30 protein-coding genes are annotated in these 25,116 nt (G+C 57.7%); 29 read left to right on the top strand and 1 reads right to left on the bottom strand.

From position 1 onward, the window contains the following. The first annotated feature begins 1 nt into the window (after position 1). From AABB31_RS06635 to AABB31_RS06495, 29 genes are all read left to right on the top strand, one after another. The gene (locus AABB31_RS06635) at positions 2-1,237 is read left to right on the top strand and encodes an NADH-quinone oxidoreductase subunit D (RefSeq protein WP_342075258.1); all 1,236 of its coding nucleotides are present in this window, start codon (positions 2-4) and stop codon (positions 1,235-1,237) included. Positions 1,238-1,332: 95 nt separating this feature from the next. Next, positions 1,333-1,665 (top strand): hypothetical protein, encoded by a 333-nt coding sequence (locus tag AABB31_RS06630; RefSeq protein WP_342075259.1) that lies wholly within the window; start codon positions 1,333-1,335, stop codon positions 1,663-1,665. Between the two features lie 239 nt (positions 1,666-1,904). After that, entirely contained in the window at positions 1,905-3,029 is a 1,125-nt protein-coding gene (locus tag AABB31_RS06625; RefSeq protein WP_342075260.1) for an NADH-quinone oxidoreductase subunit E, read from the top strand. A gap of 203 nt (positions 3,030-3,232) precedes the next feature. After that, positions 3,233-4,021: an NADH:ubiquinone oxidoreductase gene (locus AABB31_RS06620; RefSeq protein WP_342075261.1), complete on the top strand. Its 789-nt coding sequence runs from the start codon at positions 3,233-3,235 to the stop codon at positions 4,019-4,021. A 121-nt stretch (positions 4,022-4,142) separates the two neighbouring features. Continuing rightward, positions 4,143-4,373, top strand: a complete 231-nt coding sequence (locus AABB31_RS06615) for a DUF5337 domain-containing protein (protein WP_342075262.1) — start codon at positions 4,143-4,145, stop codon at positions 4,371-4,373. Continuing rightward, positions 4,373-5,659 carry an NADH-quinone oxidoreductase subunit NuoF gene (nuoF, locus tag AABB31_RS06610; RefSeq protein ID WP_342075263.1) on the top strand — a complete coding sequence of 429 codons (1,287 nt, stop codon included), beginning with the start codon at positions 4,373-4,375 and terminating at the stop codon, positions 5,657-5,659. The genes AABB31_RS06615 and nuoF overlap by 1 nt, the downstream gene beginning before the upstream one ends. Next, complete coding sequence (locus AABB31_RS06605) at positions 5,656-6,069, top strand: hypothetical protein (RefSeq protein WP_373635555.1); 414 nt, start codon at positions 5,656-5,658, stop codon at positions 6,067-6,069. Before nuoF ends, AABB31_RS06605 begins: the two co-directional genes overlap by 4 nt. Before the next feature lie 7 nt (positions 6,070-6,076). Next, a complete protein-coding gene (locus AABB31_RS06600; protein WP_373635554.1) occupies positions 6,077-6,316 on the top strand; it encodes a hypothetical protein in 240 nt (79 codons plus the stop codon). Between the two features lie 39 nt (positions 6,317-6,355). Beyond that, positions 6,356-6,808, top strand: a complete 453-nt coding sequence (locus AABB31_RS06595) for a DUF3291 domain-containing protein (protein ID WP_342075266.1) — start codon at positions 6,356-6,358, stop codon at positions 6,806-6,808. Beyond that, positions 6,805-7,272: a DUF3291 domain-containing protein gene (locus AABB31_RS06590; RefSeq protein WP_342075267.1), complete on the top strand. Its 468-nt coding sequence runs from the start codon at positions 6,805-6,807 to the stop codon at positions 7,270-7,272. Before AABB31_RS06595 ends, AABB31_RS06590 begins: the two co-directional genes overlap by 4 nt. A 91-nt stretch (positions 7,273-7,363) precedes the next feature. Next, positions 7,364-7,771 (top strand): DUF5333 domain-containing protein, encoded by a 408-nt coding sequence (locus tag AABB31_RS06585; RefSeq protein WP_342075268.1) that lies wholly within the window; start codon positions 7,364-7,366, stop codon positions 7,769-7,771. A 136-nt stretch (positions 7,772-7,907) separates the two neighbouring features. Next, positions 7,908-9,926 (top strand): NADH-quinone oxidoreductase subunit NuoG, encoded by a 2,019-nt coding sequence (gene nuoG, locus AABB31_RS06580; protein WP_373635553.1) that lies wholly within the window; start codon positions 7,908-7,910, stop codon positions 9,924-9,926. 11 nt (positions 9,927-9,937) lie between these two features. Further along, the gene (gene nuoH / locus AABB31_RS06575) at positions 9,938-10,975 is read left to right on the top strand and encodes an NADH-quinone oxidoreductase subunit NuoH (RefSeq protein ID WP_373635552.1); all 1,038 of its coding nucleotides are present in this window, start codon (positions 9,938-9,940) and stop codon (positions 10,973-10,975) included. Beyond that, a complete protein-coding gene (locus AABB31_RS06570; protein ID WP_342075269.1) occupies positions 10,975-11,670 on the top strand; it encodes a hypothetical protein in 696 nt (231 codons plus the stop codon). The genes nuoH and AABB31_RS06570 overlap by 1 nt, the downstream gene beginning before the upstream one ends. Next, positions 11,670-11,828 carry a hypothetical protein gene (locus AABB31_RS06565; protein WP_342075270.1) on the top strand — a complete coding sequence of 53 codons (159 nt, stop codon included), beginning with the start codon at positions 11,670-11,672 and terminating at the stop codon, positions 11,826-11,828. The genes AABB31_RS06570 and AABB31_RS06565 overlap by 1 nt, the downstream gene beginning before the upstream one ends. Beyond that, entirely contained in the window at positions 11,825-12,319 is a 495-nt protein-coding gene (gene nuoI, locus AABB31_RS06560) for an NADH-quinone oxidoreductase subunit NuoI (RefSeq protein WP_342075271.1), read from the top strand. The genes AABB31_RS06565 and nuoI overlap by 4 nt, the downstream gene beginning before the upstream one ends. Then, entirely contained in the window at positions 12,316-12,816 is a 501-nt protein-coding gene (locus AABB31_RS06555; RefSeq protein ID WP_342075272.1) for a hypothetical protein, read from the top strand. Before nuoI ends, AABB31_RS06555 begins: the two co-directional genes overlap by 4 nt. Further along, entirely contained in the window at positions 12,813-13,211 is a 399-nt protein-coding gene (locus AABB31_RS06550) for a carboxymuconolactone decarboxylase family protein (RefSeq protein WP_342075273.1), read from the top strand. The genes AABB31_RS06555 and AABB31_RS06550 overlap by 4 nt, the downstream gene beginning before the upstream one ends. Beyond that, complete coding sequence (locus AABB31_RS06545; RefSeq protein WP_342075274.1) at positions 13,208-13,813, top strand: NADH-quinone oxidoreductase subunit J; 606 nt, start codon at positions 13,208-13,210, stop codon at positions 13,811-13,813. Before AABB31_RS06550 ends, AABB31_RS06545 begins: the two co-directional genes overlap by 4 nt. A 4-nt stretch (positions 13,814-13,817) precedes the next feature. Continuing rightward, positions 13,818-14,093 (top strand): hypothetical protein, encoded by a 276-nt coding sequence (locus AABB31_RS06540; protein WP_342075275.1) that lies wholly within the window; start codon positions 13,818-13,820, stop codon positions 14,091-14,093. A 7-nt stretch (positions 14,094-14,100) separates the two neighbouring features. After that, positions 14,101-14,571, top strand: a complete 471-nt coding sequence (locus AABB31_RS06535; protein WP_342075276.1) for a hypothetical protein — start codon at positions 14,101-14,103, stop codon at positions 14,569-14,571. A 91-nt stretch (positions 14,572-14,662) separates the two neighbouring features. After that, on the top strand, positions 14,663-14,968 hold the full coding sequence (nuoK, locus tag AABB31_RS06530; protein WP_008235370.1) for an NADH-quinone oxidoreductase subunit NuoK: 306 nt from the start codon (positions 14,663-14,665) through the stop codon (positions 14,966-14,968). Between the two features lie 219 nt (positions 14,969-15,187). Further along, positions 15,188-17,302 carry an NADH-quinone oxidoreductase subunit L gene (nuoL, locus tag AABB31_RS06525; protein ID WP_373635551.1) on the top strand — a complete coding sequence of 705 codons (2,115 nt, stop codon included), beginning with the start codon at positions 15,188-15,190 and terminating at the stop codon, positions 17,300-17,302. Further along, the gene (locus AABB31_RS06520; RefSeq protein ID WP_342075277.1) at positions 17,302-18,843 is read left to right on the top strand and encodes an NADH-quinone oxidoreductase subunit M; all 1,542 of its coding nucleotides are present in this window, start codon (positions 17,302-17,304) and stop codon (positions 18,841-18,843) included. Before nuoL ends, AABB31_RS06520 begins: the two co-directional genes overlap by 1 nt. A gap of 12 nt (positions 18,844-18,855) precedes the next feature. Next, entirely contained in the window at positions 18,856-20,301 is a 1,446-nt protein-coding gene (gene nuoN, locus AABB31_RS06515; protein WP_342075278.1) for an NADH-quinone oxidoreductase subunit NuoN, read from the top strand. Next, positions 20,291-21,046, top strand: a complete 756-nt coding sequence (locus AABB31_RS06510; protein WP_342075279.1) for a biotin--[acetyl-CoA-carboxylase] ligase — start codon at positions 20,291-20,293, stop codon at positions 21,044-21,046. The genes nuoN and AABB31_RS06510 overlap by 11 nt, the downstream gene beginning before the upstream one ends. Positions 21,047-21,056: 10 nt before the next feature. Continuing rightward, positions 21,057-21,830: a type III pantothenate kinase gene (locus tag AABB31_RS06505; protein ID WP_342075280.1), complete on the top strand. Its 774-nt coding sequence runs from the start codon at positions 21,057-21,059 to the stop codon at positions 21,828-21,830. Continuing rightward, on the top strand, positions 21,827-23,491 hold the full coding sequence (locus AABB31_RS06500; RefSeq protein ID WP_342075281.1) for a ribonuclease J: 1,665 nt from the start codon (positions 21,827-21,829) through the stop codon (positions 23,489-23,491). The genes AABB31_RS06505 and AABB31_RS06500 overlap by 4 nt, the downstream gene beginning before the upstream one ends. A 9-nt stretch (positions 23,492-23,500) precedes the next feature. Next, on the top strand, positions 23,501-23,860 hold the full coding sequence (locus tag AABB31_RS06495; RefSeq protein ID WP_342075282.1) for a hypothetical protein: 360 nt from the start codon (positions 23,501-23,503) through the stop codon (positions 23,858-23,860). 159 nt (positions 23,861-24,019) lie between these two features. Here AABB31_RS06495 and AABB31_RS06490 read toward each other — a convergent pair whose 3' ends face one another. Next, positions 24,020-25,102, bottom strand: a complete 1,083-nt coding sequence (locus AABB31_RS06490; protein WP_342074941.1) for an IS481 family transposase — start codon at positions 25,100-25,102, stop codon at positions 24,020-24,022. Positions 25,103-25,116: the final 14 nt, after the last annotated feature.

Here is a 25,116-nt window from a genome sequence, read left to right as displayed (position 1 = left end):
CATGGACGGCGATATTCGTGTGAACACTTATGATGACGGGTCCACGGACGCCGCCACCGGCGAGCAGAAGATCCGGAATTTTAACATCAACTTCGGCCCGCAACACCCTGCTGCACATGGTGTTTTGCGTCTTGTGCTGGAACTTGACGGCGAGATCGTAGAGCGTTGCGATCCCCATATCGGCCTGCTGCACCGTGGCACCGAAAAGCTGATGGAATCGCGGACCTATCTGCAGAACCTGCCCTATTTTGATCGCCTCGACTATGTCGCGCCGATGAACCAGGAACATGCCTGGTGTCTGGCCATTGAAAAGCTGACCGGCACCGAGGTGCCGCGCCGCGCCAGCCTGATCCGGGTCCTCTATTCCGAGATCGGCCGGGTGCTGAACCATCTGCTGAACGTGACCACCCAGGCAATGGATGTGGGCGCGCTGACCCCGCCCTTGTGGGGCTTTGAAGAGCGTGAAAAGCTGATGGTGTTTTACGAGCGTGCCTGCGGCGCCCGCTTGCATGCCGCTTATTTCCGTCCCGGCGGTGTGCATCAGGACCTGCCCCCTGAATTGATCGAGGATATTGATCAATGGGCGGTCGAATTCCCCAAAGTCATGGATGATATTGACGGCCTGCTGACCGAGAACCGGATTTTCAAGCAGCGCAACTGCGATATCGGTGTGGTGACCGAAGAAGATATTCAGGAATGGGGCTTTTCCGGTGTGATGGTCCGTGGATCGGGCCTTGCCTGGGATTTGCGCCGCGCCCAGCCGTATGAATGCTATGACGAGTTCGAATTTCAGGTGCCAGTGGGAAAGAATGGCGATTGTTATGATCGCTACCTGTGCCGCATGGAAGAGATGCGTCAATCGGTTCACATCATCCGTCAGGCTTGCGAAAAGCTGCGCAATGAGCCGGGTGATGTGATGGCCCGTGGCAAGATGACCCCGCCCACACGTGGTGAGATGAAAACCTCGATGGAGGCGCTGATCCATCACTTCAAGCTGTATACCGAAGGGTTCCATGTGCCAGCGGGTGAGGTTTACGCCGCGGTTGAGGCCCCCAAGGGTGAGTTTGGGGTCTATCTGGTTGCCGATGGCACCAATCAGCCCTACCGTGCCAAGCTGCGCGCGCCGGGTTACCTGCATTTGCAGGCGATGGACCATGTTGCATGTGGCCATCAGCTGGCCGATGTTGCCGCGATTATCGGCACGATGGATGTTGTGTTTGGCGAGATTGACCGCTGATCGGCAAGAAAGCCCGCGGATGGTTTTGTGCGTCTGGTCATCACGCTGATCGAAAGTTAGGCTTGCCCGAACTTTGATACAGAAAGGTGACCGCCATGATGCGTAAACTTCCACTTGTTGCTTTTGGCGTAGTCGCGGCGTGCACCGTTCCTGACCTTCGGCCTTTGCCTGCACCGCCACCCGCGCCGCCGGTCATTCAGCCTGCGCCGGTCCCCATCGAAAACCCGCAATCGGCCAAGCAGCGTTTTCTGCGGGCCGCTGCCGCCAATGGCTGCGAGGTGAATGCGCAAACGACCCCGACAATTCTGGCAAGTGCCACATTGTCCCAGGATGATCTGGCGCGCGTCCTGCAGGATTTGCGCAATGAGGGCGGGGTGGACCTTGTGCCTGGTCAGGGTTTCCGGGTGACATCCGGCGCCTGCGCGTGAGTTCACTAGGCTTGCTGCCGGTGGTCCTTTTGGGCATTGGCGCGGGCGTTCAGGCACCAACGACATTGCTGTATATTCTGGTGACGGCAGGTGTTGCCCTGACCGGCGCGTCCTAGTCCGCAGCCATTCATTCAATAAATCGGCGTCGGCGGCAAAACTGCCCCTTGCGACCGTTGTCAAACCGGCCGGTCCTGTGTAACCCGGTGCTGCTGCCGATACCTATTGCCCAGAGGTCCTTTATGCTTCGTCGTCTTCATCCTGATCAGCCTGACAGCTTTGCCTTTACTGCCGACAATCAGAAATGGGCCGAGGCGCAAATGAAGAAGTTTCCCGAAGGTCGTCAGGCCTCGGCGATCATTCCGCTTTTGTGGCGCGCGCAGGAGCAAGAGGGCTGGCTGACCCGCCCCGCCATCGAACATGTCGCCGGTATGCTTGATCTGGCGTATATCCGCGCGTTGGAAGTGGCATCATTCTACTTTATGTTTCAACTGCAACCAGTTGGTTCTGTTGCGCATATTCAGATTTGCGGCACGCTATCCTGCATGATTTGCGGGGCCGAGGATCTGATCGGCGTATGCAAGGACAAGATCGCCAGCAAGCCGCATACATTGTCTGCGGATGGCAAGTTTTCCTGGGAAGAGGTCGAATGCCTCGGCTCCTGCGCGAATGCGCCGATGGCGCAGATCGGCAAGGATTATTACGAAGACCTGACAACCGCGCGCCTGATCGAGATCATTGATGAACTTGCCGCTGGCAAGGTCCCGGTTCCGGGACCGCAGAATGGTCGCTATGGTGCTGAACCACTGGCCGGCCTGACCAGCCTGAAGGATCACGAGGCTGGGCGCACCCAATATAATGCCAGCGTTCAGGCGGCGGTTGATATTGGTGATACGGTCAAGCGGATCGACGGCACCGAAGTACCGCTTTTGACCCCATGGATTGATGATGGCGCCGTCAAGACGGCCCCCAAGCCAGCCGCAAAGAATGCGAAAGAGCCCAAGCCTGCGGCCAAAAAGCCTGCCGGTGACACCGGGGTCACAAAACAACAGGCCAAAGCCACATCCAAGGCCAAGCCTGTGTCCAAGAGTAACCCAGCCCCGGCCGAGGCACCCGTTGCTGAAAGCGCGCCGGAAACCCTGTCCGCCCCCCGTGGTGGCAAGGGTGATGACCTGAAGAAGATCAGTGGCGTCGGTCCAAAGCTGGAAGGTGTGCTGCATGACCTCGGATTCTGGCATTTTGACCAAATCGCCAAATGGACCGAGGCAGAGGTCGCCTGGGTCGATAGCCGCCTGAAATTCAAAGGGCGCATCACGCGTGACAATTGGATGGCGCAGGCGGCAGAGCTGGCCAAAAAGGCAGAATAGCAGCCCGGTTTTTGTGGTCCTGATTTCCCGACTGACCCTGACCTAAGTCGTGGCAGACACACAAATTATTTCCGCATATTTGTCCTTTGGGGTAAGACTGTGCCATGCTGTCGCAATGGGCGGGCCGCATCGCGGTGTCCATGCGTAATGTGTGAACGTCGATAAGGCTGCAAAAGCGGCCATCCGAAGGGAGATGAACTACCATGAAAGACACAGCACCAATAGGTTTGGGCGTCATTGCGGTTTCGGCTTTGTTTGGCCTGATTGCGGCGGGCGTTGCCTTTGTCCTCTATGATTTCGGCTGGCTCGCTGCGCTGTTTATCGGCGCCATCATCGCCGTTATTACGGCAATCATCCTTCTTTTGGGCTGGCGCGAACCTGCCCCACACACCAAGGCAGATCCGGTCGCGGCACCAGCACCAACGGCCCCCAGACCAACAGCGCCGGCACCAACGGCCCAGGCCCCCACAGCACCGGCGCCTGCGGCACCGCAGGCCGACCCGGAACCGGAAGTGTCGACGCCGCCCGCCGCCGCCGCGGCCCCTGCAGCCGCAGCCGCCTCTGCGCCAAAGGTCAAACCTGACACGGTGCTTGCGGGCGAACAAGAACTTGCCGCCAAGAAAGGCAGTTGGAAATATGATGGCGGTGACGCCGCCCCGGCTGATGCAGCACCTGCAGAGGCAAGTACGGATGCGGCCGTCGCAGGCACCAAGCCCACCTTCCTCAGTGCGGCCCGCGAGGGTGGTCCGGATGATCTCAAGCAGATCAAGGGCGTCGGCCCCAAGCTTGAAGGCACCTTGCACGGCATGGGCATCTACCATTTTGACCAGATTGCTGGCTGGGGGGCTGCCGAATTGGCCTGGATGGACGACAATCTGGAAGGTTTCAAAGGCCGGGCCAGCCGCGATGACTGGGTCCCGCAGGCCAAGATCCTTGCAGAAGGCGGGACAACCGAATTCTCCAAAAAGGTCGACAAGGGCGACGTTTACTGATTGCCGGCCGCTTTTGCGGCGCGGTTCATCAAAAACTATCGGGGCGGGTGCAAAAAATGCCTGCCCTGAGACCAAAAACCCCATTCAGATTCCCGTCGTTTCGCTGTAAGCGGGTCGCGTAATGACAAAACATGGTGACACAAAACAGGCCAAGGCCGGGCAGCGGGTTGCAATGCTGCTGGCGGGTATTGGTGTTTTCTGGATATTGGTCACCATGATCGGGTCTCAATATGGCTGGTCCAACCGGACCCGCGCGTTTTTTGATCTTGCAGCACTGGCCGGTTTCGGCTTTGCGCTGTGGCAGACATATCAACTCTGGCGGGCCCGCCAGATCGACAAAGGCTCAAGCTGATGCTCAAAGACGAAAACCGGATTTTCACGAACCTTTACGGGATGCATGACCGCACCCTGGCCGGCGCACAAAAGCGTGGCCATTGGGATGACACGGCTGCCATCATCAAGAAGGGGCGTGACTGGATCATCGACGAGATGAAGGCATCCGGCTTGCGTGGGCGCGGCGGGGCCGGTTTTCCGACCGGGTTGAAATGGTCCTTTATGCCCAAGGAAAGCGATGGCCGCCCCGCCTATCTGGTGGTGAACGCCGACGAATCCGAGCCCGGCACATGCAAGGACCGCGAGATCATGCGCCATGATCCACACACGCTGGTCGAAGGTTGCCTGATTGCCAGCTTCGCGATGAATGCGCATGCCTGCTATATCTACATTCGCGGCGAGTATATCCGCGAAAAGGAGGCCCTGCAGGCCGCCATTGACGAGGCTTACGCCGCCGGACTTGTGGGCAAGAACGCCGCAAAATCCGGTTGGGACTTTGACATTTATCTGACCCACGGGGCAGGGGCCTATATCTGCGGCGAGGAAACATCGCTCCTGGAAAGCCTCGAAGGCAAGAAGGGCATGCCCCGGATGAAGCCCCCATTTCCCGCGGGCGCCGGGCTTTATGGGTGTCCGACCACGGTCAATAATGTCGAATCGATTGCCGTTGTGCCCACGATCCTGCGGCGCGGCGGGGAATGGTTTGCCTCGATGGGCCGCCCGAATAACGCCGGCACCAAGCTCTTTGCGATCTCAGGCCATGTGAACAACCCCTGCGTCGTCGAAGAAGAGATGTCGATCAGCTTCGAAGAACTGATCGAACGGCATTGTGGCGGTATTCGGGGCGGCTGGGACAACCTCAAGGCCGTGATCCCGGGCGGATCATCTGTGCCATGTGTGCGCGGCGAGAATATGCGCGATGCGATCATGGATTTTGACGCGCTCAAGGAAAAAGGGTCGTCCCTTGGCACGGCTGCCGTCATCGTGATGGATCAGTCAACGGATATGATCAAGAATATCTGGCGGCTCTCGAAGTTCTACAAGCATGAAAGCTGCGGACAATGCACGCCCTGCCGTGAAGGGACCGGCTGGATGATGCGTGTGATGGAACGGCTCGTCAAAGGGGATGCACGGCCCGAAGAGATTGATATGCTTCTTGATGTGACCAAACAGGTCGAAGGGCACACGATCTGCGCACTTGGTGACGCGGCGTCCTGGCCGATCCAGGGGCTGATCAAGAATTTCCGGGATGAAATCGAGGACCGGATCAAGGATAAACGCATGGCAGGGGTAGCGGCAGAATGATGATACGCGCAGGGATGACAGCAGCAGTTTTGGCGTTGGTTGCATGTGGGCCGGGCGGTCCGCAGCCGGCCCGTTCCTTCGATGATCCGGCGGTGCAAAAGCTCTTTAACATGAGCACGCCGCAATATGTGGCCACCTTGACCATCGCGCAGCGTGTGGCGCAGAATTGTGTGCGCTACAATTACGATGCGCCGCTTGATTTGTTGCTGAACGAAAAGCGTAATGAGGTCGGGCGCGGGTCACTGTCGCAATCGGGCCTTGGCACCCAGATCGAGCTTGAGCTTGACGTGTCGCGCCGCAGTTTCATCGCCAAGCACGGGGTTGATACGACGGCCCCCGATCTTTGTCAGGCGGCTGATGCCGAGGCGCTGGAAGGATCGGCGCTGGGTGCAATGCTGGTGCCTGTCTGATCCGCCGATGGCGATGCGACATTTGCTTGATGGCGCGGCCAGCTTTGGGGCCGCGCTGATCACTTTGGGGGCTTGCGGTCTGCCGGCCTGGTTCACCCTACAGGCGATCAATGCCAATGTGGCGCCGCTTTGGGCTTATGCGCCAGCGGGGGCATTGGCGATCATCGGGCTGATCCTGACGCTTGCCTTTCTGCGCAAGGGGTTTGCTGGCGTGGCACCCACCCGTCAACGACGCCGGACGTCGTAGGATGGGTTTCAACCCATCCTGCCTTTGTGGGGAACGCCTATGCACCTGGCAGAGCTGAATATCGGGCGCCTGATCGCGCCAACCGATGATCCGCGTGTTGCGGAATTCATGCAAAATCTGGACCGTGTGAACGGCCTGGGCAAGCGGATGCGGGGCTTTGTCTGGATGATGGAAGGCTCGGGCGAACCCGGTCGCGGCAATACCGAGGCCTGTATCGACGGCGACCCGCAATTCGTCGCCAACCTGTCGGTCTGGGAAAACCCTGCGGCGTTGGAACGCTTTGTCTTTGACACGCTGCATGCCCGGTTCATGGCGCGCGGCAAGACCTGGTTCGAGGAGCTGGTGCAAATGCACTTTGTCATGTGGTGGGTGCCTGTGGGCACGCGGCCATCATTGGATGAGGCTTTGGGCAAGCTGGCACACCGTGCCGAACATGGAGATAGCGAAGCGGCCTTTGGCTGGGATTGGCTGCGCAGCAATAGCAAATCATGACGCGGCATCTGGCCGAATTCAATTTCGGCACGCTGCGCTATGGCTGGGGCGATCCGCGGATCGCCGGCTTTGAAAACGCGATTGCACAGGTCAATGCGATTGCGACCCGCAGTGACGGTTTTGTCTGGCGCATGCCTGATGACGCGATGGAGGCGGTTCAGGACGACCCGCACGGGCCGCTGGGGCATCGGCCCAATACGGCGTCAACCTTGTCCGTCTGGACAGGTGCCGCGCCGCTCTATGATTTTGTGACCAAAACCCTGCATGCGCGGATCATGGCTGGCCGGGTGGACTGGTTTGTGCCAGGCGATAGCGGGTTTCTTGTCTGTTGGTGGGTGCCGACAGGACACCGGCCGGATGTCGCCGAAGGCATGGCCAATTGGGAAATACTGCAGGCGCAGGGCGACAGCGACGCGATCTTTGGTGGCGCAGCACTGCGCCGGCTGGCCGACGCCACGTTGTGACCGATATCGGCGTGCTGATATTGAATAACCGCGCAAAAATTCCGATGTGATCGGCAACGCATCAACAAGGATGTGCAACAGGAGACATGCGATGACAAAGACCTTTGGTTTGCTTGCAGCTGCAATGCTGGCAACTGTGGCCCTTGCGGGAAATGCGTCGGCCCAGACCGCGCTCAAGGACGTGGCCAAGGTGCGCGATGGCATCATCCATGTCGGCATGGCCTACGAAATTTCCGAGCAATGCGATAGCATTCGGGCGCGAACCCTGCGGGGAATCGGCTTTCTGCAATCGCTGAAAAGGCATGCAGAGGATCTTGGCTACAGCGATGACCAGATCGCGGCATATATCGACAACCGGGATGAAAAGAAGCGGCTGGAAGGGATTGCACGATCCCAGCTTGCCGCACTTGGCGTCGTACCCGGTGACATGGCCTCGTATTGCGCCGTTGGCCGCGACCAGATTGCCCGAAATACCCGTGTTGGCTGGCTTTTGCGCTAAGTCCTGTTTCTGCAAGACGATTTGGCGTCTTTTTTTCTGATCAGACTGGCATCACCCTGCATGTCGCGCTAGAACGCGGCAACGCGCAGCCGCCGCAACGCGGATGGCTGTGCACAGGGAACATATAAGGCACGCCATGTCTGATCTGCGCAAAGTCGTCATTGATGGAAAAGAGGTCGAGGTTGACGGGGCCATGACCCTGATCCAGGCCTGCGAAGAAGCCGGGATCGAGATCCCCCGTTTCTGCTATCACGAGCGGCTTTCGATCGCAGGCAACTGCCGGATGTGCCTTGTCGAAGTTGTTGGCGGCCCCCCCAAACCCGCCGCATCCTGCGCCATGCAGGTCAAGGATTTGCGCCCCGGCCCGGAAGGGCAGCCGCCCGTTGTCAAAACCAACTCGCCGATGGTCAAAAAGGCCCGCGAAGGGGTCATGGAATTTCTGCTGATCAACCACCCGCTGGATTGCCCGATCTGCGATCAGGGCGGCGAGTGCGATTTGCAGGACCAGGCAATGGCTTACGGCGTTGATTTCAGCCGCTTCCGCGAACCCAAGCGTGCAACCGAAGATCTGGATTTGGGCCCGCTGGTCGAAACCCATATGACCCGCTGCATTTCCTGCACCCGCTGTGTCCGGTTCACGACCGAGGTCGCGGGCATCCATCAGATGGGCCAGACCGGTCGGGGTGAAGATGCGGAAATCACCAGCTATCTGGGCGAAACGCTTGATTCGAACATGCAAGGCAACATCATTGATCTGTGCCCGGTTGGCGCGCTGGTGAGTAAGCCCTACGCCTTCACCGCCCGCCCGTGGGAATTGACCAAGACCGAATCCATCGACGTGATGGATGCGCTGGGGTCCAATATCCGCGTTGATACCAAGGGCCGCGAAGTCATGCGCTTTTTGCCGCGCAACCATGACGGCGTGAACGAAGAGTGGATTTCGGACAAGACCCGCTTTGTCTGGGATGGCCTGCGCAAGCAGCGGCTGGATACCCCCTATATCCGCGAGAATGGAAAACTGCGCAAAGCCAGCTGGCCCGAGGCGCTGAAAGCCGCCGCCGCCGCGATGAAGGACAAGAAGGTGGCGGGGCTTGTGGGTGATCTGGCCCCGGTCGAAGCCGCCTATGCGCTTAAGCAGTTGATCGAAGGGCAGGGCGGCCATGTCGAATGCCGCACCGATGGGGCCAAACTGCCAATTGGCAATCGGTCTGCCTATGTTGGCACCGCATCTATTGAAGATATCGACGATGCAAAAATGATCCAGCTGATCGGCACCAACCCGCGCGTCGAAGCGCCGGTTCTGAACGCGCGCCTGCGCAAGGCCTGGGCGAATGGTGCCAATATCGGACTGATCGGCGAGAATGTCGACCTGACCTTTGATGCCTATCACATGGGCACGGACCGGGCGACGCTGGACAAGACCTTGGGCAACACGTTCAAAGAAGTGCTCGAGGTGCCTTCCGTCGTTGTTGTTGGTATGGGCGCGCTGCGCGAAGCCGATGGCGCGGCCGTGTTGGCCAATGCGATGGATCTGGCAAGCAAGACCGACTCCAAACTGCTGGTCCTGCACACCGCTGCGGCCCGGGTGGGCGCAATGGATGTGGGGGCTGTCACCGATGGTGGGTTGGATGCCGCACTTGATGGGGCAGAAGTCATCTACAATCTTGGCGCAGACGAGGTTGATATCGATCCGGGCGCTTTTGTGATTTATCAGGGCAGCCACGGGGATCGCGGCGCGCATCGCGCGGATATCATTCTGCCCGCCGCGGCCTACACCGAAGAAAACGGCCTTTTCGTCAACACCGAAGGGCGCCCGCAGCTTGCCCTGCGCGCCAGCTTCCCCCCGGGGGAGGCCAAGGAAAACTGGGCCATTCTGCGCGCATTATCGGCAGAGCTGGAGGCGACATTGCCCTATGACAGCATGGCGCAGCTGCGCCAGGCGCTGGTTGCGGCCCATCCGCATCTGGGCAAGATCGACGCGGTCCCGGCCAATGAATGGCAGCCGCTGCCCGTGACCAAGATGGGCAATGCGGACTTTGTGAACGCGATCACCGATTTCTACCTGACGAACCCCATTGCACGGGCGTCCAGCCTGATGGCGGAGTTGAGCGCGAATGCCAAAGCGCGCAAATCCGCACCGATGGCTGCCGAATAAGGACGACGACAATGGTTGAATTTTTTACCAACACCAATCTTGGCATTGTCCTTGTGATACTGGCGCAGTGCCTGCTGGTGTTGATCCCGTTGCTGCTGGCGCTTGCCTTTCTGATGTATGCGGACCGCAAGATCTGGGCTGCGGTTCAGATGCGCAAAGGGCCAAACGTGGTTGGGGCGTTCGGGCTTTTGCAATCCTTCGCGGATTTTCTGAAATACATCGTCAAGGAAATCGTGGTGCCGGCGGGGGCGGACAAGTTCGTGTTTTTCCTGGCCCCGATGATTGCCTTTGTGCTGGCCGTGATTTCCTGGGCAGTGATCCCGTTCAACGATGGTTGGGTGCTGGCAGACATCAACGTGGCGATCCTCTATATCTTCGCCATTGGCTCGCTTGAGGTCTACGGCGTGATCATGGGCGGATGGGCGTCGAACTCCAAATACCCGTTCCTTGGGTCGCTGCGGTCGGCGGCGCAGATGATTTCCTACGAGGTTTCCATCGGGCTGATCATCATCGGGGTGATCATCTCGACCGGGTCGATGAATTTCGGCGATATCGTCGAGGCGCAGCGCGGTGCCGGTCTACTAAGCTGGTACATCCTACCGCATTTGCCGATGTTCTTTTTGTTCTTTATCAGCGCCTTGGCGGAAACCAACCGGCCTCCATTTGACCTGCCCGAGGCGGAATCAGAACTCGTCGCGGGGTATCAGGTGGAATATTCGTCCACACCATTCCTGCTGTTCATGATCGGCGAATTGATGGCCGTGGTGCTGATGTGCGCGCTGATCTCGCTACTGTTCCTTGGTGGCTGGCTGTCGCCGATCCCGGGCCTGCCTGATGGCATTCTGTGGATGGTTCTGAAAATGGGCTTCTGCTTCTTCATCTTCTCGATGGTCAAGGCAATCACCCCGCGTTACCGCTATGACCAGTTGATGCGGATTGGTTGGAAAGTCTTCCTGCCCCTGTCACTGGGCTGGGTTGTCCTGGTCTCGTTCCTGGCCAAATACGAAGTGTTCGGCGGGTTCTGGGCACGCTGGGCGGTGGGTGTGTGATGATCGCGCGTGCGATATACGTTGTTCTGCTTGGTGTTATGCCTTTCTGCGCGGTGGCACAGCCGTCGCACAATAAGCCACTTGCAACAAACTTTGCTGACACTGTTTGGGCTGAAGTCGTGAACCATTGCCCGACAGAAGCACTCGCACGTGATGATTTCCGTGATCTTATCTATTATGTTCTTGCGCAACCGCTTTCTGAAACGACGACTGATGGCGATTGGACGTTGGAGGTTATGAAGCTTGAGCTTGCAGCGCCCCTTCTGGAAAAAACTGAAAAACAGGCCTTTGGCTTGGTGGTGATTGGCGCAGCCTCGATGGCAGAGCTTCTTAAGTTCAGTAATGCCGTGGGACGGGCAGACTCCACCGCTCTCAACGAAGATAGACAAGACCGCGCACGGGTAGCGCTGGAATTGTGGGAGTGCATGCTTCCGCTTCAATTCGAAGAAGTTAATAATCAAGAACTCAATTTAGCAAAAAACCCTAGGCCGCTGCTTTTGCCTGCTATTGCTACCAACCTTGTCGGTAGATTATGCGAATTCGAGGGTTTTACACTCTTTCGTAGTTACATTGATTTGGATGTATCGATCATCAGACCGGACCATGGTAACGAACTTTTCGGCCTTATAATGGTGGATCACCAAAATTGGCTTGAGGCGGGAAATGGTACTCCTCGATGCGAGGAGGCAGACTGATGAAAAAACGACACTTCGCTACGACGCGCAAGGCGTCCCTTGCCGATAACCAGATTTCTTACTCTGCTGACATTGCCGACGGTGAATTGGCCTTTTTGTTGTTTCAGATGGCTGAAAACGTGTCCGAACCCTCTTACCATTTGGAGATTTGCAAATGACCCAAATCGACTACAACCGCGCGGCCAAGTATTTCCTGCTTCAGGATGTGTTTCAGGGGTTCAAGCTGGGGCTGAAATACTTCTTCTCACCCAAGGCAACGGTGAATTACCCGCATGAAAAGGGGCCGCTTTCGCCGCGGTTCCGGGGCGAGCATGCCTTGCGCCGCTATCCCAATGGCGAGGAACGCTGCATTGCATGCAAGCTCTGCGAGGCCGTCTGCCCCGCGCAGGCCATCACGATTGATGCCGAACCGCGCGATGATGGCTCCCGCCGCACCACAAGGTATGACATCGACATGACCAAATGCATCTATTGCGGTTTCTGTCAGGAAGCCTGCCCCGTGGATGCCATTGTCGAAGGCCCGAATTTCGAGTTCAGCACCGAGACCCGGGAAGAGCTGTATTACGACAAGACCAAGCTTTTGGAGAATGGCGACCGGTGGGAAGCCGAGATTGCCCGCAACCTTGAACTGGACGCGCCTTACCGATGAGCCGCTTTTTGTCACATATGCTTGTGGCTGCATTGGCGAGCATTGTCGCCGTGCCCGGTTCAGCGCAGCACATTACGTCAAATGTCGTTGGCGTTGATGACACGAAGTATTTTGCGCATTTGTGCCTTGCTACGGCTCCATCTTTTGCCGCTGCTGATGCATCACAACTGGTGCGTGGCGGACCCACCTTTGTCCCTCGCCGCAGCGAACTTAACCATCAAGGCATACTCAAGTTGGTCGAAACGGATACGGCGTGTTCTTGCACTGTCGCCTTCCTGCTGGCTGAAAGTTTTCTACCAGGCGCTCTAAACAACTTTGTTGTGACCTTACAGCGGGAATACCGTTCCGAACTACGGTCGAGCAGTACAGGCCCGATCCAAATGGTGTTCGATTTTGATGGCGTTGATGTTGAGATTGTCATGAAAAAGGCTCAAGTAAAGGAAGGTTTGATTGTGATCATACCGCAGGCGACCCGAAACGGGAGTTGTCCGGCATGACCGACCAAAACCCCTTTGAGGCCATGATGAAGATGGGCGCCGATTGGGCCAAGGCGATGAATGTCGATACCGACATGTTCACCGCCAAAGGCTTTGAGGCGATGTGGCCCACGATGTCAAAGGACCAGATGGAGATGTTCTTTGGCAAAGGCATCAGCCCCGGCGGTCTGGATGCCAAGACCCGTTTGATGCTGACCCTGGCCGGCTTGACCGTGCTGGGCGCGCAGGCCGAGGCGCAGATCAGATTGACCGTCCGTCATCTGGTCGAGGCCGGTGCCACCAAACAGGAAATCGCCGAGGTGATCGCCCAGATGGGCATGTTTGCCGGTGTCCCTGCCATGAACAAGGCCATGGAATTGGCCACCGACATGTTGAAAAAGGACGAAGCCGAATGACAGTCTTCGCATTCACATTCTATCTGTTTGCCATCACGACCATCGTGGGGGGGCTGTTCACCGTGATCAGCCGGAACCCGGTCCATTCGGTGCTGTGGCTGATCCTGGCGTTCCTGTCCTCGGCTGGCTTATTCGTGACCCTGGGCGCTGAATTCGTGGCCATGCTGCTGATCATTGTATATGTGGGCGCGGTGGCGGTGCTGTTCTTGTTCGTGGTCATGATGCTCGACGTGGATTTCGCCGAACTGAAGGCGGAAATGACCAAATACCTCCCGCTGGCCCTGTTGATCGGTGTAGTCATTATCATGCAACTGGCCCTCGCACTTGGCGTCTGGGGCTTTTCCGAAGGCGTGGACGGGCGCATCGCGGCCCCGGCGGGTGATATGAACAACACCCGCGCCCTGGGCCTGCTGATTTATGATAAATACTGGATGCTGTTCCAGCTTGCCGGGTTGATCCTGCTGGTTGCGATGATCGGGGCCATCGTGCTGACCCTGCGCCACCGGGTGGATATCAAGCGCCAGAACGTCATGGCGCAGATGTCACGTGATCCGGCAAAGGCGATGGAATTGCGGGACGTGAAGCCGGGGCAGGGGCTGTAACACGATGATAGATTTACCCAAAGATGTCGTCGGGCTTTTGCACAAAGCAGTCAAATTGAGCAATCCGACCAGTCTTCACGCTTTGGATGAGAAAAGGTTTGCGGATTTTTTTCACGCCGTTGCCGAGTTGGATGTTTTCCCAACGGCTGAAATGATCGACAAAAATTGGCCATCTGAAGGCGTGATCGGCCTAGGCGGCGACCCCGCGAAAAGTGACTATGTTCAAGATAAGGCCTATCAGCTTTTGCAGGAGTGGCTGGAGAGTAGAACAAATGCATAGGCCTTTAATGCATCGCATTTTTCTGGTTCTTGCGTTGAGCGCTTACGGTAATGCATCTTTTTCGCTGACACTCGCGGATTGCACCCGCACCACGCATATCAGCCATGGTGGTCAAGCCGATGATGTGGATCTGGGCGAGGGTCGTGTAATGTGGCGTGACTGGTGGTCGCAGGAAGGCACGGCAACCGGTTTTGCGCTGGTGGAATGCGGCTCGGGTGCTGTGCTTCGGTTCCGCACCCAGGAAGAGAACATGTCGGTTGAGCGCCCTGCCTTTGACCGCACTGATGATGCGTTGGACGTGTTGGACCGGCATCAGTCGGGCGCGCGCGTCTTTGCAACTTTCGAACGGATCGCTGCGGATCTGAAGTTTATCGCCCGGGATATAGAGCAGGTCACACTGACGGATGAGACATGTGCCTGCGCTGCCGCCTATCCGGCCTTGCGCGGTGACAAGACGGAATTTGCGTTGGCCGGTTGAAGGCCGCGCAGGACAGGACTAAGAGGTCCCGGATCATGTCCGGGACGTGACAGACAAAAGACCGGGGATATCACCCCAGAAGGACGAATAAATGATCGGACTTGAACATTATCTTACAGTGGCGGCGGCCCTGTTCGTCATCGGCATCTTTGGTCTGTTCCTGAACCGCAAGAATGTGATCATTCTGCTGATGAGCATCGAATTGATGCTGCTTGCGGTGAATATCAATCTGGTCGCGTTTTCGAGCTATCTAGGTGATCTGGTGGGCCAGGTCTTTACCCTGTTTGTCCTGACCGTTGCCGCCGCAGAGGCCGCGATTGGCCTGGCCATTCTGGTTTGTTTCTTCCGCAATCGCGGAACCATCGACGTTGAAGACGTCAACGTGATGAAGGGATAGAGTGTTGGAAGCGGGATACTCAACAAAAACTGGGTTCGTGAACGACAACGCACAGGTTGTCATTCGAAACACAGGTCTGAATGGAACGGATCACTTGCAGAAAGTCTATCAGATGGCCTGCGGGAATTGTGGTGAGGTTTATGGAGCCAATGGTTCGGACACTCACCATCGGAAATGCCCATCCTGTCAGGGTGGAATGCCAGGACTAGGATACCAGTAATGGAAACCACCATCCTCTTCGCCCCGCTTGTGGGCGCCATCCTTTGCGGCTTTGGCTGGAAGTTTATTGGTGAAACCGCTGCCCAGTGGACCGCCACCAGCCTGCTGTTTTTGGCGGCTTTCCTGTCCTGGGTCGTCTTCCTGACCTTTGATGGCACCACTGAGAATATTCAGATCCTGCGCTGGATCGAAAGTGGCACCCTGTCCACCGACTGGGCGATCCGGATGGACCGTTTGACGGCGATCATGTTGATCGTGATCACGACTGTTTCGGCGCTCGTCCACCTCTATTCGTTCGGCTATATGGCCCATGACGACAACTTCAAAGAAGGCGAAAGTTATCGCCCCCGCTTCTTTGCCTATCTGTCGTTCTTTACCTTTGCGATGTTGATGCTGGTCACAGCCGACAACCTTGTTCAGATGTTCTTTGGCTGGGAGGGCGTGGGCGTCGCGTCCTATCTGTTGATCGGTTTCTACTACCGCAAACCCACCGCCAATGCGGCGGCGATTAAGGCGTTTGTTGTCAACCGTGTCGGCGATTTTGGTTTCGCCTTGGGTATCTTTGCCCTTTACATGATGACCGACAGCATCCGGTTCGCGGATATCTTTGCCGCCATCCCTGATCTGCAAGGTCAGACCATTACCTTCCTGTGGCGTGATTGGAATGTGCTGAACCTGATTGCGGTGCTCCTGTTTATCGGTGCAATGGGCAAATCGGCCCAGTTGATCCTGCACACATGGTTGCCCGACGCGATGGAAGGTCCGACCCCTGTATCTGCCCTGATCCATGCCGCCACCATGGTCACCGCCGGTGTCTTCCTTGTCTGCCGCATGTCGCCGCTGATGGAATATGCCCCGCAGGCGCAAAGCTTTATCGTGTTCCTTGGTGCCTCGACCGCGTTTTTTGCGGCGACGGTCGGTCTGGTCCAGAACGACATCAAACGTGTGATTGCCTATTCGACCTGTTCGCAGCTGGGCTATATGTTCGTCGCTGCGGGGCTGGGTGTGTATTCCGTGGCTATGTTCCACCTACTGACGCATGCTTTCTTTAAGGCGATGCTGTTCCTTGGGGCCGGATCGGTCATCCACGCGATGCATCATGAGCAGGACATGCGCAACTATGGCGGGCTGCGTCACAAGATCCCCAAGACCTTCTGGATGATGATGATCGGCACGCTGGCAATTACCGGTGTGGGCATTCCGCTGCTCTACATCGGCTTCCCTATCGGCTTTGCAGGCTTCGTGTCCAAAGACGCGATTATTGAGAGCGCTTATGCAGGCACGGCAGGTGGCTATGCCTTCTGGATGCTGCTGATCGCTGCTTTCATGACAAGTTTCTACAGCTGGCGCCTGATGTTCATGACCTTCTATGGCACCCCGCGTGGTGACAAGCATACCCATGATCATGCCCATGAAAGCCCAACCACAATGCTCGCCCCGCTTTACGTGCTGGCCGTTGGTGCGGTGTTCAGCGGGATGGTGTTTTACGGCCCGTTCTTTGGCAGTGATGAGAAGGTCGGCAAGTATTTCGGCACAATTGACGCCAAGGAAGTCTCCGAGGATCAGGCGCTTGGCTTTAGCCTGATCGCGCCTGCCTATGCGGCAGGCGAAGCGTCTGAGGATGAGCACGGCAAGGAAGAGGCGCAGTGGCCCGAGGTCCCGGGCAAAGGCGCGATCTTCAAGGCCGCCGACAATCATGTGCTGCATGATGCCCACTACGTGCCGATCTGGGTCAAGCTGTCGCCTTTCATTGCGATGCTGGCCGGTCTGGCGCTCGCTTATCAGATGTATATCCGCCGCCCTGATCTGCCCGCCAAGCTGGCAGAACAGCAGCGCCCGCTGTACCTGTTTCTGCTGAACAAGTGGTATTTTGACGAGATCTACGATTTCCTCTTCGTGAAACCGGCGGTGGCCTTGGGGCGCATCCTGTGGAAGCAGGGTGACACCAATACGATTGATGGCGGCATCAATGGTGTGGCGATGGGGATCATTCCATTCTTTACCCGTCTGGCCGGTCGCGCACAGTCCGGGTATCTGTTTACCTATGCCTTTGCGATGGTGCTGGGGATCACGGTGCTGATCACCATTGTATCGCTGAGCGGGGGGGCAGGCTGATGGGCAACATCCTTTCACTCACCACCTTTATCCCGCTGATCGGGGCCGTCATTTTGGCGATCTTCCTGCGCGGCGATGATCCTGCCGCACAGCGGAATGCGAAATGGGTGGCCTTGGTGACCACCGTCGTGACTTTCGTCACCTCGCTGTTCATCCTGTCCAACTTCAACCCGGCGGATACGGGTTTTCAGATGGTCGAAACCCGCGCATGGCTGCTGGGCTTGCAGTACAAGATGGGTGTCGATGGCATTTCGATCCTGTTTGTGATGCTGACCACCTTCCTGATGCCGCTGGTCATCGCCGCCTGCTGGGATGTAACGACCCGGGTCAAGGAATACATGATCGCGTTCCTGCTGCTTGAGACGCTGATGCTGGGCGTGTTCATGGCGCTGGATCTGGTGCTGTTCTATCTGTTCTTTGAGGCGGGTCTGATCCCGATGTTCCTGATCATCGGTATTTGGGGCGGCAAGAATCGGATTTATGCGTCCTTCAAGTTCTTCCTTTATACCTTCCTCGGCTCTGTCCTGATGCTGGTGGCCATGGTCGCCATGTTTGCTGATGCGGGGACGACAGATATTCCGACACTGATGACCCACACCTTTGGGACCGAGAACTTCAATGTGCTTGGCGTGCAGATTGTGGGCGGGATGCAGACGCTGCTATGGCTCGCGTTTTTTGCAAGCTTTGCCGTCAAGATGCCAATGTGGCCAGTCCATACGTGGCTGCCTGATGCGCACGTGCAGGCCCCAACTGCCGGATCGGTCGTGCTGGCCGCGATCCTGTTGAAAATGGGCGGCTATGGCTTCCTGCGGTTCAGCCTGCCGATGTTCCCTGTCGGGTCAGAGGTGATGGGGCCACTGGTTCTGTGGCTGTCAGCCATTGCCATTGTTTACACGTCTCTGGTCGCACTCGTCCAAGAAGACATGAAAAAGCTCATTGCTTATTCCTCGGTCGCCCACATGGGCTACGTGACCATGGGGATCTTTGCGGTGAACCAGCAAGGCATCGACGGGGCGATTTTCCAGATGATCAGCCACGGCTTTATCTCGGGCGCGTTGTTCCTCTGCGTCGGCGTGATCTACGACCGGATGCATACGCGCGAGATTGATGCCTATGGTGGGTTGGTCAACCGGATGCCGGCCTATGCGCTGATCTTCATGTTCTTCACGATGGCCAATGTTGGCCTGCCGGGCACATCTGGTTTTATCGGTGAATTCCTGACGCTGATGGGCATCTTCCAGGTGAACACCTGGGTGGCCGTGATTGCAACCTCTGGCGTGATCCTGTCGGCGGCCTATGCGCTGTGGCTGTATCGCCGGGTGGTCATGGGTGACCTGATCAAGGAAAGCCTGAAAACCATCAAGGACATGACAACGCGCGAGCGTGTGATCTTTGCGCCTTTGGTTGTGATGACGCTGCTGCTGGGTGTCTACCCGGCGCTTGTCCTCGATATTATCGGCCCCAGCGTTGCGGCGCTGGTGGGCAACTATGAAACAGCGCTTGCGACCTTTGAGGCCGCAACGCAGTTTGCATCGAACTAAGGAACGGCTGACATGATCTCTGCTGATATCTCAATCGTCATGCCCGAAATCGTGCTGTCGCTTTACGCGATGCTGGCGCTGATCGGGGCCGTTTACACGACCAAGGACGGGGCTGCGCCGCTGCTGACATGGGCCACCTCAGGGCTTTTTGTGCTGATCGCTGTCTGGATCGGCATGAACGGGAACGGGACGAATATCGCCTTTGGCGGTATGTTCCATGATGATGGCTTTGCCCGGTTTGCCAAGATCACGATCCTGCTGTCGGCGGCTGCCGTGTTGCTGATGTCCGAAGGCTATATGCAGCGGCGGGGTCTTCTGCGCTTTGAATATCCGCTGCTGGTGGCATTGGCCGTGGTCGGTATGATGGTCATGGTCTCGGCCGGTGATCTGATGGCGCTTTATATGGGGTTGGAACTGCAGTCGCTGGCGCTTTATGTCGTTGCATCCTTGCGCCGCGACAGCGTGAAATCGACCGAGGCGGGGTTGAAGTACTTTGTGCTTGGCGCGCTGTCCTCGGGCCTGTTGCTCTATGGTGCGTCGCTGACCTACGGCTATTCCGGGACAACGCTGTTCTCGGGGATCATCGAGGCGACCGCGACCGATCCGTCACTGGGGTTGTTGTTCGGGCTTGTATTCCTGTTTGCGGGCTTTGCCTTCAAGGTCTCTGCCGCGCCGTTCCATATGTGGACGCCAGATGTGTATGAAGGCTCGCCCACCCCGGTCACTGCATTCTTTGCCACCGCGCCGAAAGTGGCTGCGATGGCGCTTTTCGCTCGTGTTGCCCATGACGCCTTTGGCGGCATCATTGGCGATTGGCAGCAGATTGTCGCCTTCCTTGCTGTTGTGTCCATGTTCCTCGGCGCGATTGCCGCCATTGGGCAGACCGATATCAAGCGCCTGATGGCCTATTCATCCATTGCGCATATGGGATTTGCCCTGATGGGGCTGGCGGCCGGGACTGCCTTTGGCGTGCAGGCCATGCTGATCTATATGGCGATTTATGTGACCATGAACGTGGGCACCTTTGCGCTGATCCTGACCATGGAAAAGGACGGCCGGCCAGTGACGAATATCACAGCCCTCAAATCCTATTCCAAAAAGCAGCCGCTGATGGCGCTGATCATGCTGGTATTCATGTTCAGTCTGGCCGGTGTGCCGCCGCTGTTGGGCTTCTTTGGCAAGTTTTATGTGTTGCGCGCTGCGTATGAAGGTGGCCTTGCCTGGTTGGCGGTCGCGGGCGTGATCGCATCGGTGATTGGCGCGTTCTATTATCTGCGGATCGTCTACTACATGTATTTCGGCGAAGACAGTGATGCGCTTGATGGCAAACCGGCCCCGGTTTTGTGGATTGCGGCGGTGCTGACGGGCATCATTGTCGGCCTGGCCTGGCTGCCCGGTGTCAACCTGTTCGGCATCGAAGTCATTGCCGAAGCCGCGGCGGCGACGCTTGTCAACTAGCGCTCACGGGCATTGGCCCGAGGGCTACGCGCGCGTCGTTCTGGACAGCGTCGACAGCACCATGTCCGAGGCGGCGCGCCGGGCAGACAGTATCACGAAACCAACCTGGATCATGGCCAAGACCCAGACCGCAGCGCGGGGCAGGCGGGGCAGGCCTTGGGTCGTACCGTCGGGCAATCTGAATGCGACGCTGGTGTTCAATCCCGGTGCTACCCCGGCCGAGGCGGCCAAGCGGTCATTTCTGGCAGCCAATGCGCTTTATCAGGCGCTGGCGATTTATGTACCGGCTGAAAAGCTGGCGCTGAAATGGCCCAATGATGTGCTTTTGTCCGGGGGCAAGGTTGCAGGCATCTTGCTGGAAAGCAGCGGGCAGGGGCCATTCGTGGACTGGCTGTCAGTCGGTATCGGGGTCAACCTGCGGCACGTGCCCGAAGGCGTGACCGAGGCAAGCTTTGCCCCCACCAGCCTGATGGCCGCTGGCGGATGGGAAGTCGACCCAGAGGATTTTCTGACCATCCTCGCCGATGCCTATGCCACCCAGGAAGACAAGCTGCGCCATTTCGGGTTTGAACGGATCCGCGACGATTGGCTGGCGAATGCGGCCCGTCTGGGGGATGTGATCACAGCACGCACCGGCACCAAGGATGTCACCGGGATCTTTGATACAATCGACAAGGACGGCAATCTGGTCCTGATCACGGGCACCGGCCCTTGTGCCATCGCTGCTGCCGACGTGTTTTTCTAGGGGGACGCCCATGCTTTTGGCCATTGATTGCGGCAATACAAATACTGTCTTTTCGATCTGGGACGGACAGCAGTTTCTGGCCACATGGCGGACCAGCACCGAATGGCAGCGCACGGCAGATCAATACTATGTCTGGCTGTCCACCCTGATGCGGTTCCAGAACCTGGATGTGCATATCGACGAGGTGATTGTCAGCTCGACCGTGCCACGGGTCGTGTTTAACCTGCGGGTATTTGCGGACCGGTACTATAACTGCCGCCCGCTTGTGGTGGGCAAGCCCGATTGCCTGCTGCCAAAGGCGCCGCGTGTGGACGAAGGCACGCAGGTCGGGCCGGACAGACTGGTGAACACAGCCGGGGCGTTTGACCGGCATGGTGGGGACCTGATTGTCGTCGATTTTGGAACAGCCACGACATTTGATGTGGTGGCCCATGACGGGGCCTATGTGGGCGGGGTCATTGCACCCGGCGTGAACCTGTCGCTGGAGGCGCTTCACAATGCCGCGGCCGCACTGCCGCATGTGGATATTTCCAAACCACAGGCGGTTGTGGGGACCAACACTGTTGCCTGTATGCAATCGGGCGTTTTTTGGGGTTACATCGGGCTCGTGCGTGAGATATGCGCGCGGATCAAAGCCGAAAGGGGTGTTGCGATGCAGGTCATCTCGACCGGTGGGCTGGCCCCGCTCTTTCAGCAGGCAGAGACCCTTTTTGACGCTTTCGAAGATGATTTGACGATGCACGGTCTGACCGTCATCCACCAGTATAACAAGGACAATGCATGAGTGACCGGCTGATCTACCTTCCCCTTGGCGGCGCCGGGGAAATCGGGATGAACGCCTATGTCTATGGCTATGGCGCAGCTGGCAAAGAACGGCTGATCGTGGTCGATCTGGGTGTGACATTCCCTGATATGGACGGGACCCCGGGGGTCGATCTGATCCTGCCGGATATTGCCTGGCTTCGCGAGCGGAAGGCACAGATTGACGGGATTTTCATCACCCACGCGCATGAAGACCATGTTGGCGCGATCGGGCACTATTGGGAACAGTTGGGGGCACCTGTCTATGCCCGGCCGTTCACGGCCAATATCGCGCGCCGGAAGCTGGGCGAACATGGCCAGCCAGAGGGGGTGGTGACCGTTGTCGATGTCTATCCACATGTCATCGCATGTGGGCCGTTCAAGGTCTCTTACGTCCCGATCAGCCATTCGATCCCGGAAAGTGCGGGATTGGTGATCGACAGCCCAGATGGGCGGATCATTCACTCGGGCGATTTCAAGATTGATGAGACCCCCGTGGTTGGTGATCCATGGGATAAGGGTCTCTGGGAAGAGATATCAAAGGATGGGGTCAAGGCGTTGATCTGCGACAGCACCAATGTGTTCTCGCCCGATCCCGGCCGGTCGGAAAGCACGATTGGCGACGCAATTGCCGAGATGATGAAGGATGCGACCGGGATGGTCGTGGCCACCACCTTTGCGTCGAATATTGCCCGGCTCAAGACACTGGCCATTGCGGCACAAAAGGCGGATCGGTCCGTTGTTTTGTTGGGTCGGGCCATGCGGCGGATGGTTGAAGCGGCAACTGATGTGGGCATTCTGAGCGGTTTTCCGGCCGTCGTCTCACCCGAAGATGCGCTGAATATTCCGCGCGAGAACCTGATGCTGCTGGTGACCGGCTCGCAGGGGGAAAGGCGGGCTGCATCGGCGCAATTGGCGCAAGGATCCTATCTGGGGCTGAAGTTGAAAGAGGGGGATACGTTCCTGTTTTCCTCCAAGACCATTCCGGGGAACGAACGGGGCGTGATCCGGATCATGAACCAATTGTCCGAGCTGGGCGTCGACGTGATTGACGATGCGGGCGGCAAATATCACGTCTCGGGCCATGCAAACCGGCCCGATCTGCAAACCATGCACCAGATTGTAAAGCCGCAAATCCTGATCCCCATGCATGGCGAACACCGGCATCTGCGCGAGCATGTGAAACTTGGCAATGCGGGCGGGCTGACAGGGATCGTCGTCGTCAATGGCATGATGATTGATCTGTCCGGCAACCAACCGACCGTGGCGGAATATATCGACACCGGCCGCACCTATCTGGACGGGTCGGTGCAGGTCGGCGCCATGGACGGCATCGTGCGCGACCGGATCCGCATGGCGCTGAACGGGCATATGATCGTGACGCTGATCATTGATGAGGATGGCGACCCGCTAGGTGATCCATGGGTCGAGATTTCCGGGCTGGCAGAGACGGGAAATTCCAACGCCGCTTTGGTCGAGGTTGTCGAGGAAGACCTGAGCCAATTCGTGAACCGTGCGAATGGCAAGACATTGCGCGACGAGGTGAAGTTGGAAAAAGAGCTCAAGACGATTGCGCGCCGGTCTGCCCAGGCCGAGATTGGCAAGAAACCCGAGGTGACCGTGATTGTCAGCCGGTTGGGGTAGAGGCGTCGGATGAGAACGACATGGATCATTCTGGCTGGCATGCTCGCCGCGCCGGCAGCGGCGCAGTCTTATAGTGAAAGCATGGCTGAATGTGCGGCGATCCATCAAAATGCTGCCCAATGGGTCAGATCGGACGATGCCGTCGAAAAGCTTTTGATTGCCACCCGACGCTGGGCAGAGGCCGCAATTATGCAGGCCGAGGTAGAAGGGATAGCCGATCCCGAAAACGTCATATGGGCGATGATCGACCGCAAAACCGGCGAGTGGGAGGCCAAAGGCCCCGACGTCTTTACAACCGAAGAGTTTCACGATTGGGTCGCCTATTGTCGAGCCTTCGGGCAAGAGTTCGGGATAGTGCTCGACGCTTGATGCGAAAGGCCCGGGCCGTGTGTTCGCCGCGGCGGCGTACGGGATCACTTACTGGAGCGCGGATCGGGCGTTTGTAAACTTTCATATTGCGGTCTGCCCGCGCGGGGAAACCGCAATTCTCGTGAATTGTAAAACTTCAGACTTGATCTGACGGACATCTCAGCTTGCGACGCTGAGAACGGGTTGCGCACTGTCCGATTGGTCGTGCGTTTTGATCGTCTTCTCGACAGCGATGTGTAGCGTTTCGCGGAAGGTCTGCATAGGTGTTTTGCCATAGCAGTGACGTCCCGAATGTGGCCGCTGTTCGTTGTACTTTGCCAGCCACGCATCCAGATCGGCCTGCAACTCTTCGACTGACCGATACAGTTTCTTGCGGAATGCGATGTCGTAGAACTCATCCTTGATGGTGCGATGGAACCGCTCGCAGATGCCGTTTGTTTGCGGAGAATTGGCCTTGGTTCGGGTGTGGTCCACGTCCTCGACGGCCAGATAAAGCTGGTAGGCGTGGTTCTCGACCTTGCCACAGTATTCCGTGCCCCGGTCTGTCAGGACGCGCAGCAGGCTGATCTCATGCTCTGCAAAGAACGGGATCACGCGGTCGTTCAGCAAGTCGGCCGCGGTGATTGCCGTCTTTTCAGTGTAGAGCTTGCAGATCGCCACGCGGGCATAGGTATCGACAAAGGTCTGTTGATAAATGCGTCCGACGCCCTTCATTGTGCCCACATAATAGGTGTCCTGGCTGCCCAGATAGCCAGGGTGGTGGCTCTCGATCTCGCCATGGGCTTCTTTCTTGGCCTTGGCTTTTTCCAGCGCGGCCAACTGATCCTCGGTGAGCAAGATACCCTCTTGGGCGGCACGGGCCTCCAGGGCCTTGAGGCGCTTTTTCATGGTTTCCAGATCATTACGCAGCCAGATCGACCGGACGCCCGACGATGACACCATGATGCCTTTCTGCTGCAGCTCCCACGACGCCCGTTTCTGACCCAGAGCCGGGTTGTCGATGGCCAGTTCGATGACCGCCTTCTCGACATGTTCTGGCACGCGGTTTTTCATCACCGGCTTGCGGCGGCTGAGATCCATCAGGGCTTCTTCGCCACCCTGATCGTAAAGTTCTCTGAACCGGTAAAAGCTGTCCCGCGAATAACCCATCACTTTGCAGGCCTGCGACACGCTTCCGAGCTGTTTGGCCAGTTCCAACAGCCCCAGCTTCGGCTTGATGATCTTCTCTTGAATACTTGTCATTGATCGACACTCCT

Source organism: Yoonia sp. SS1-5 (assembly GCF_038443705.2).
Taxonomy (GTDB): domain Bacteria; phylum Pseudomonadota; class Alphaproteobacteria; order Rhodobacterales; family Rhodobacteraceae; genus Yoonia; species Yoonia rhodophyticola.
This window is presented reverse-complemented; position numbering and strand designations above follow the sequence as displayed.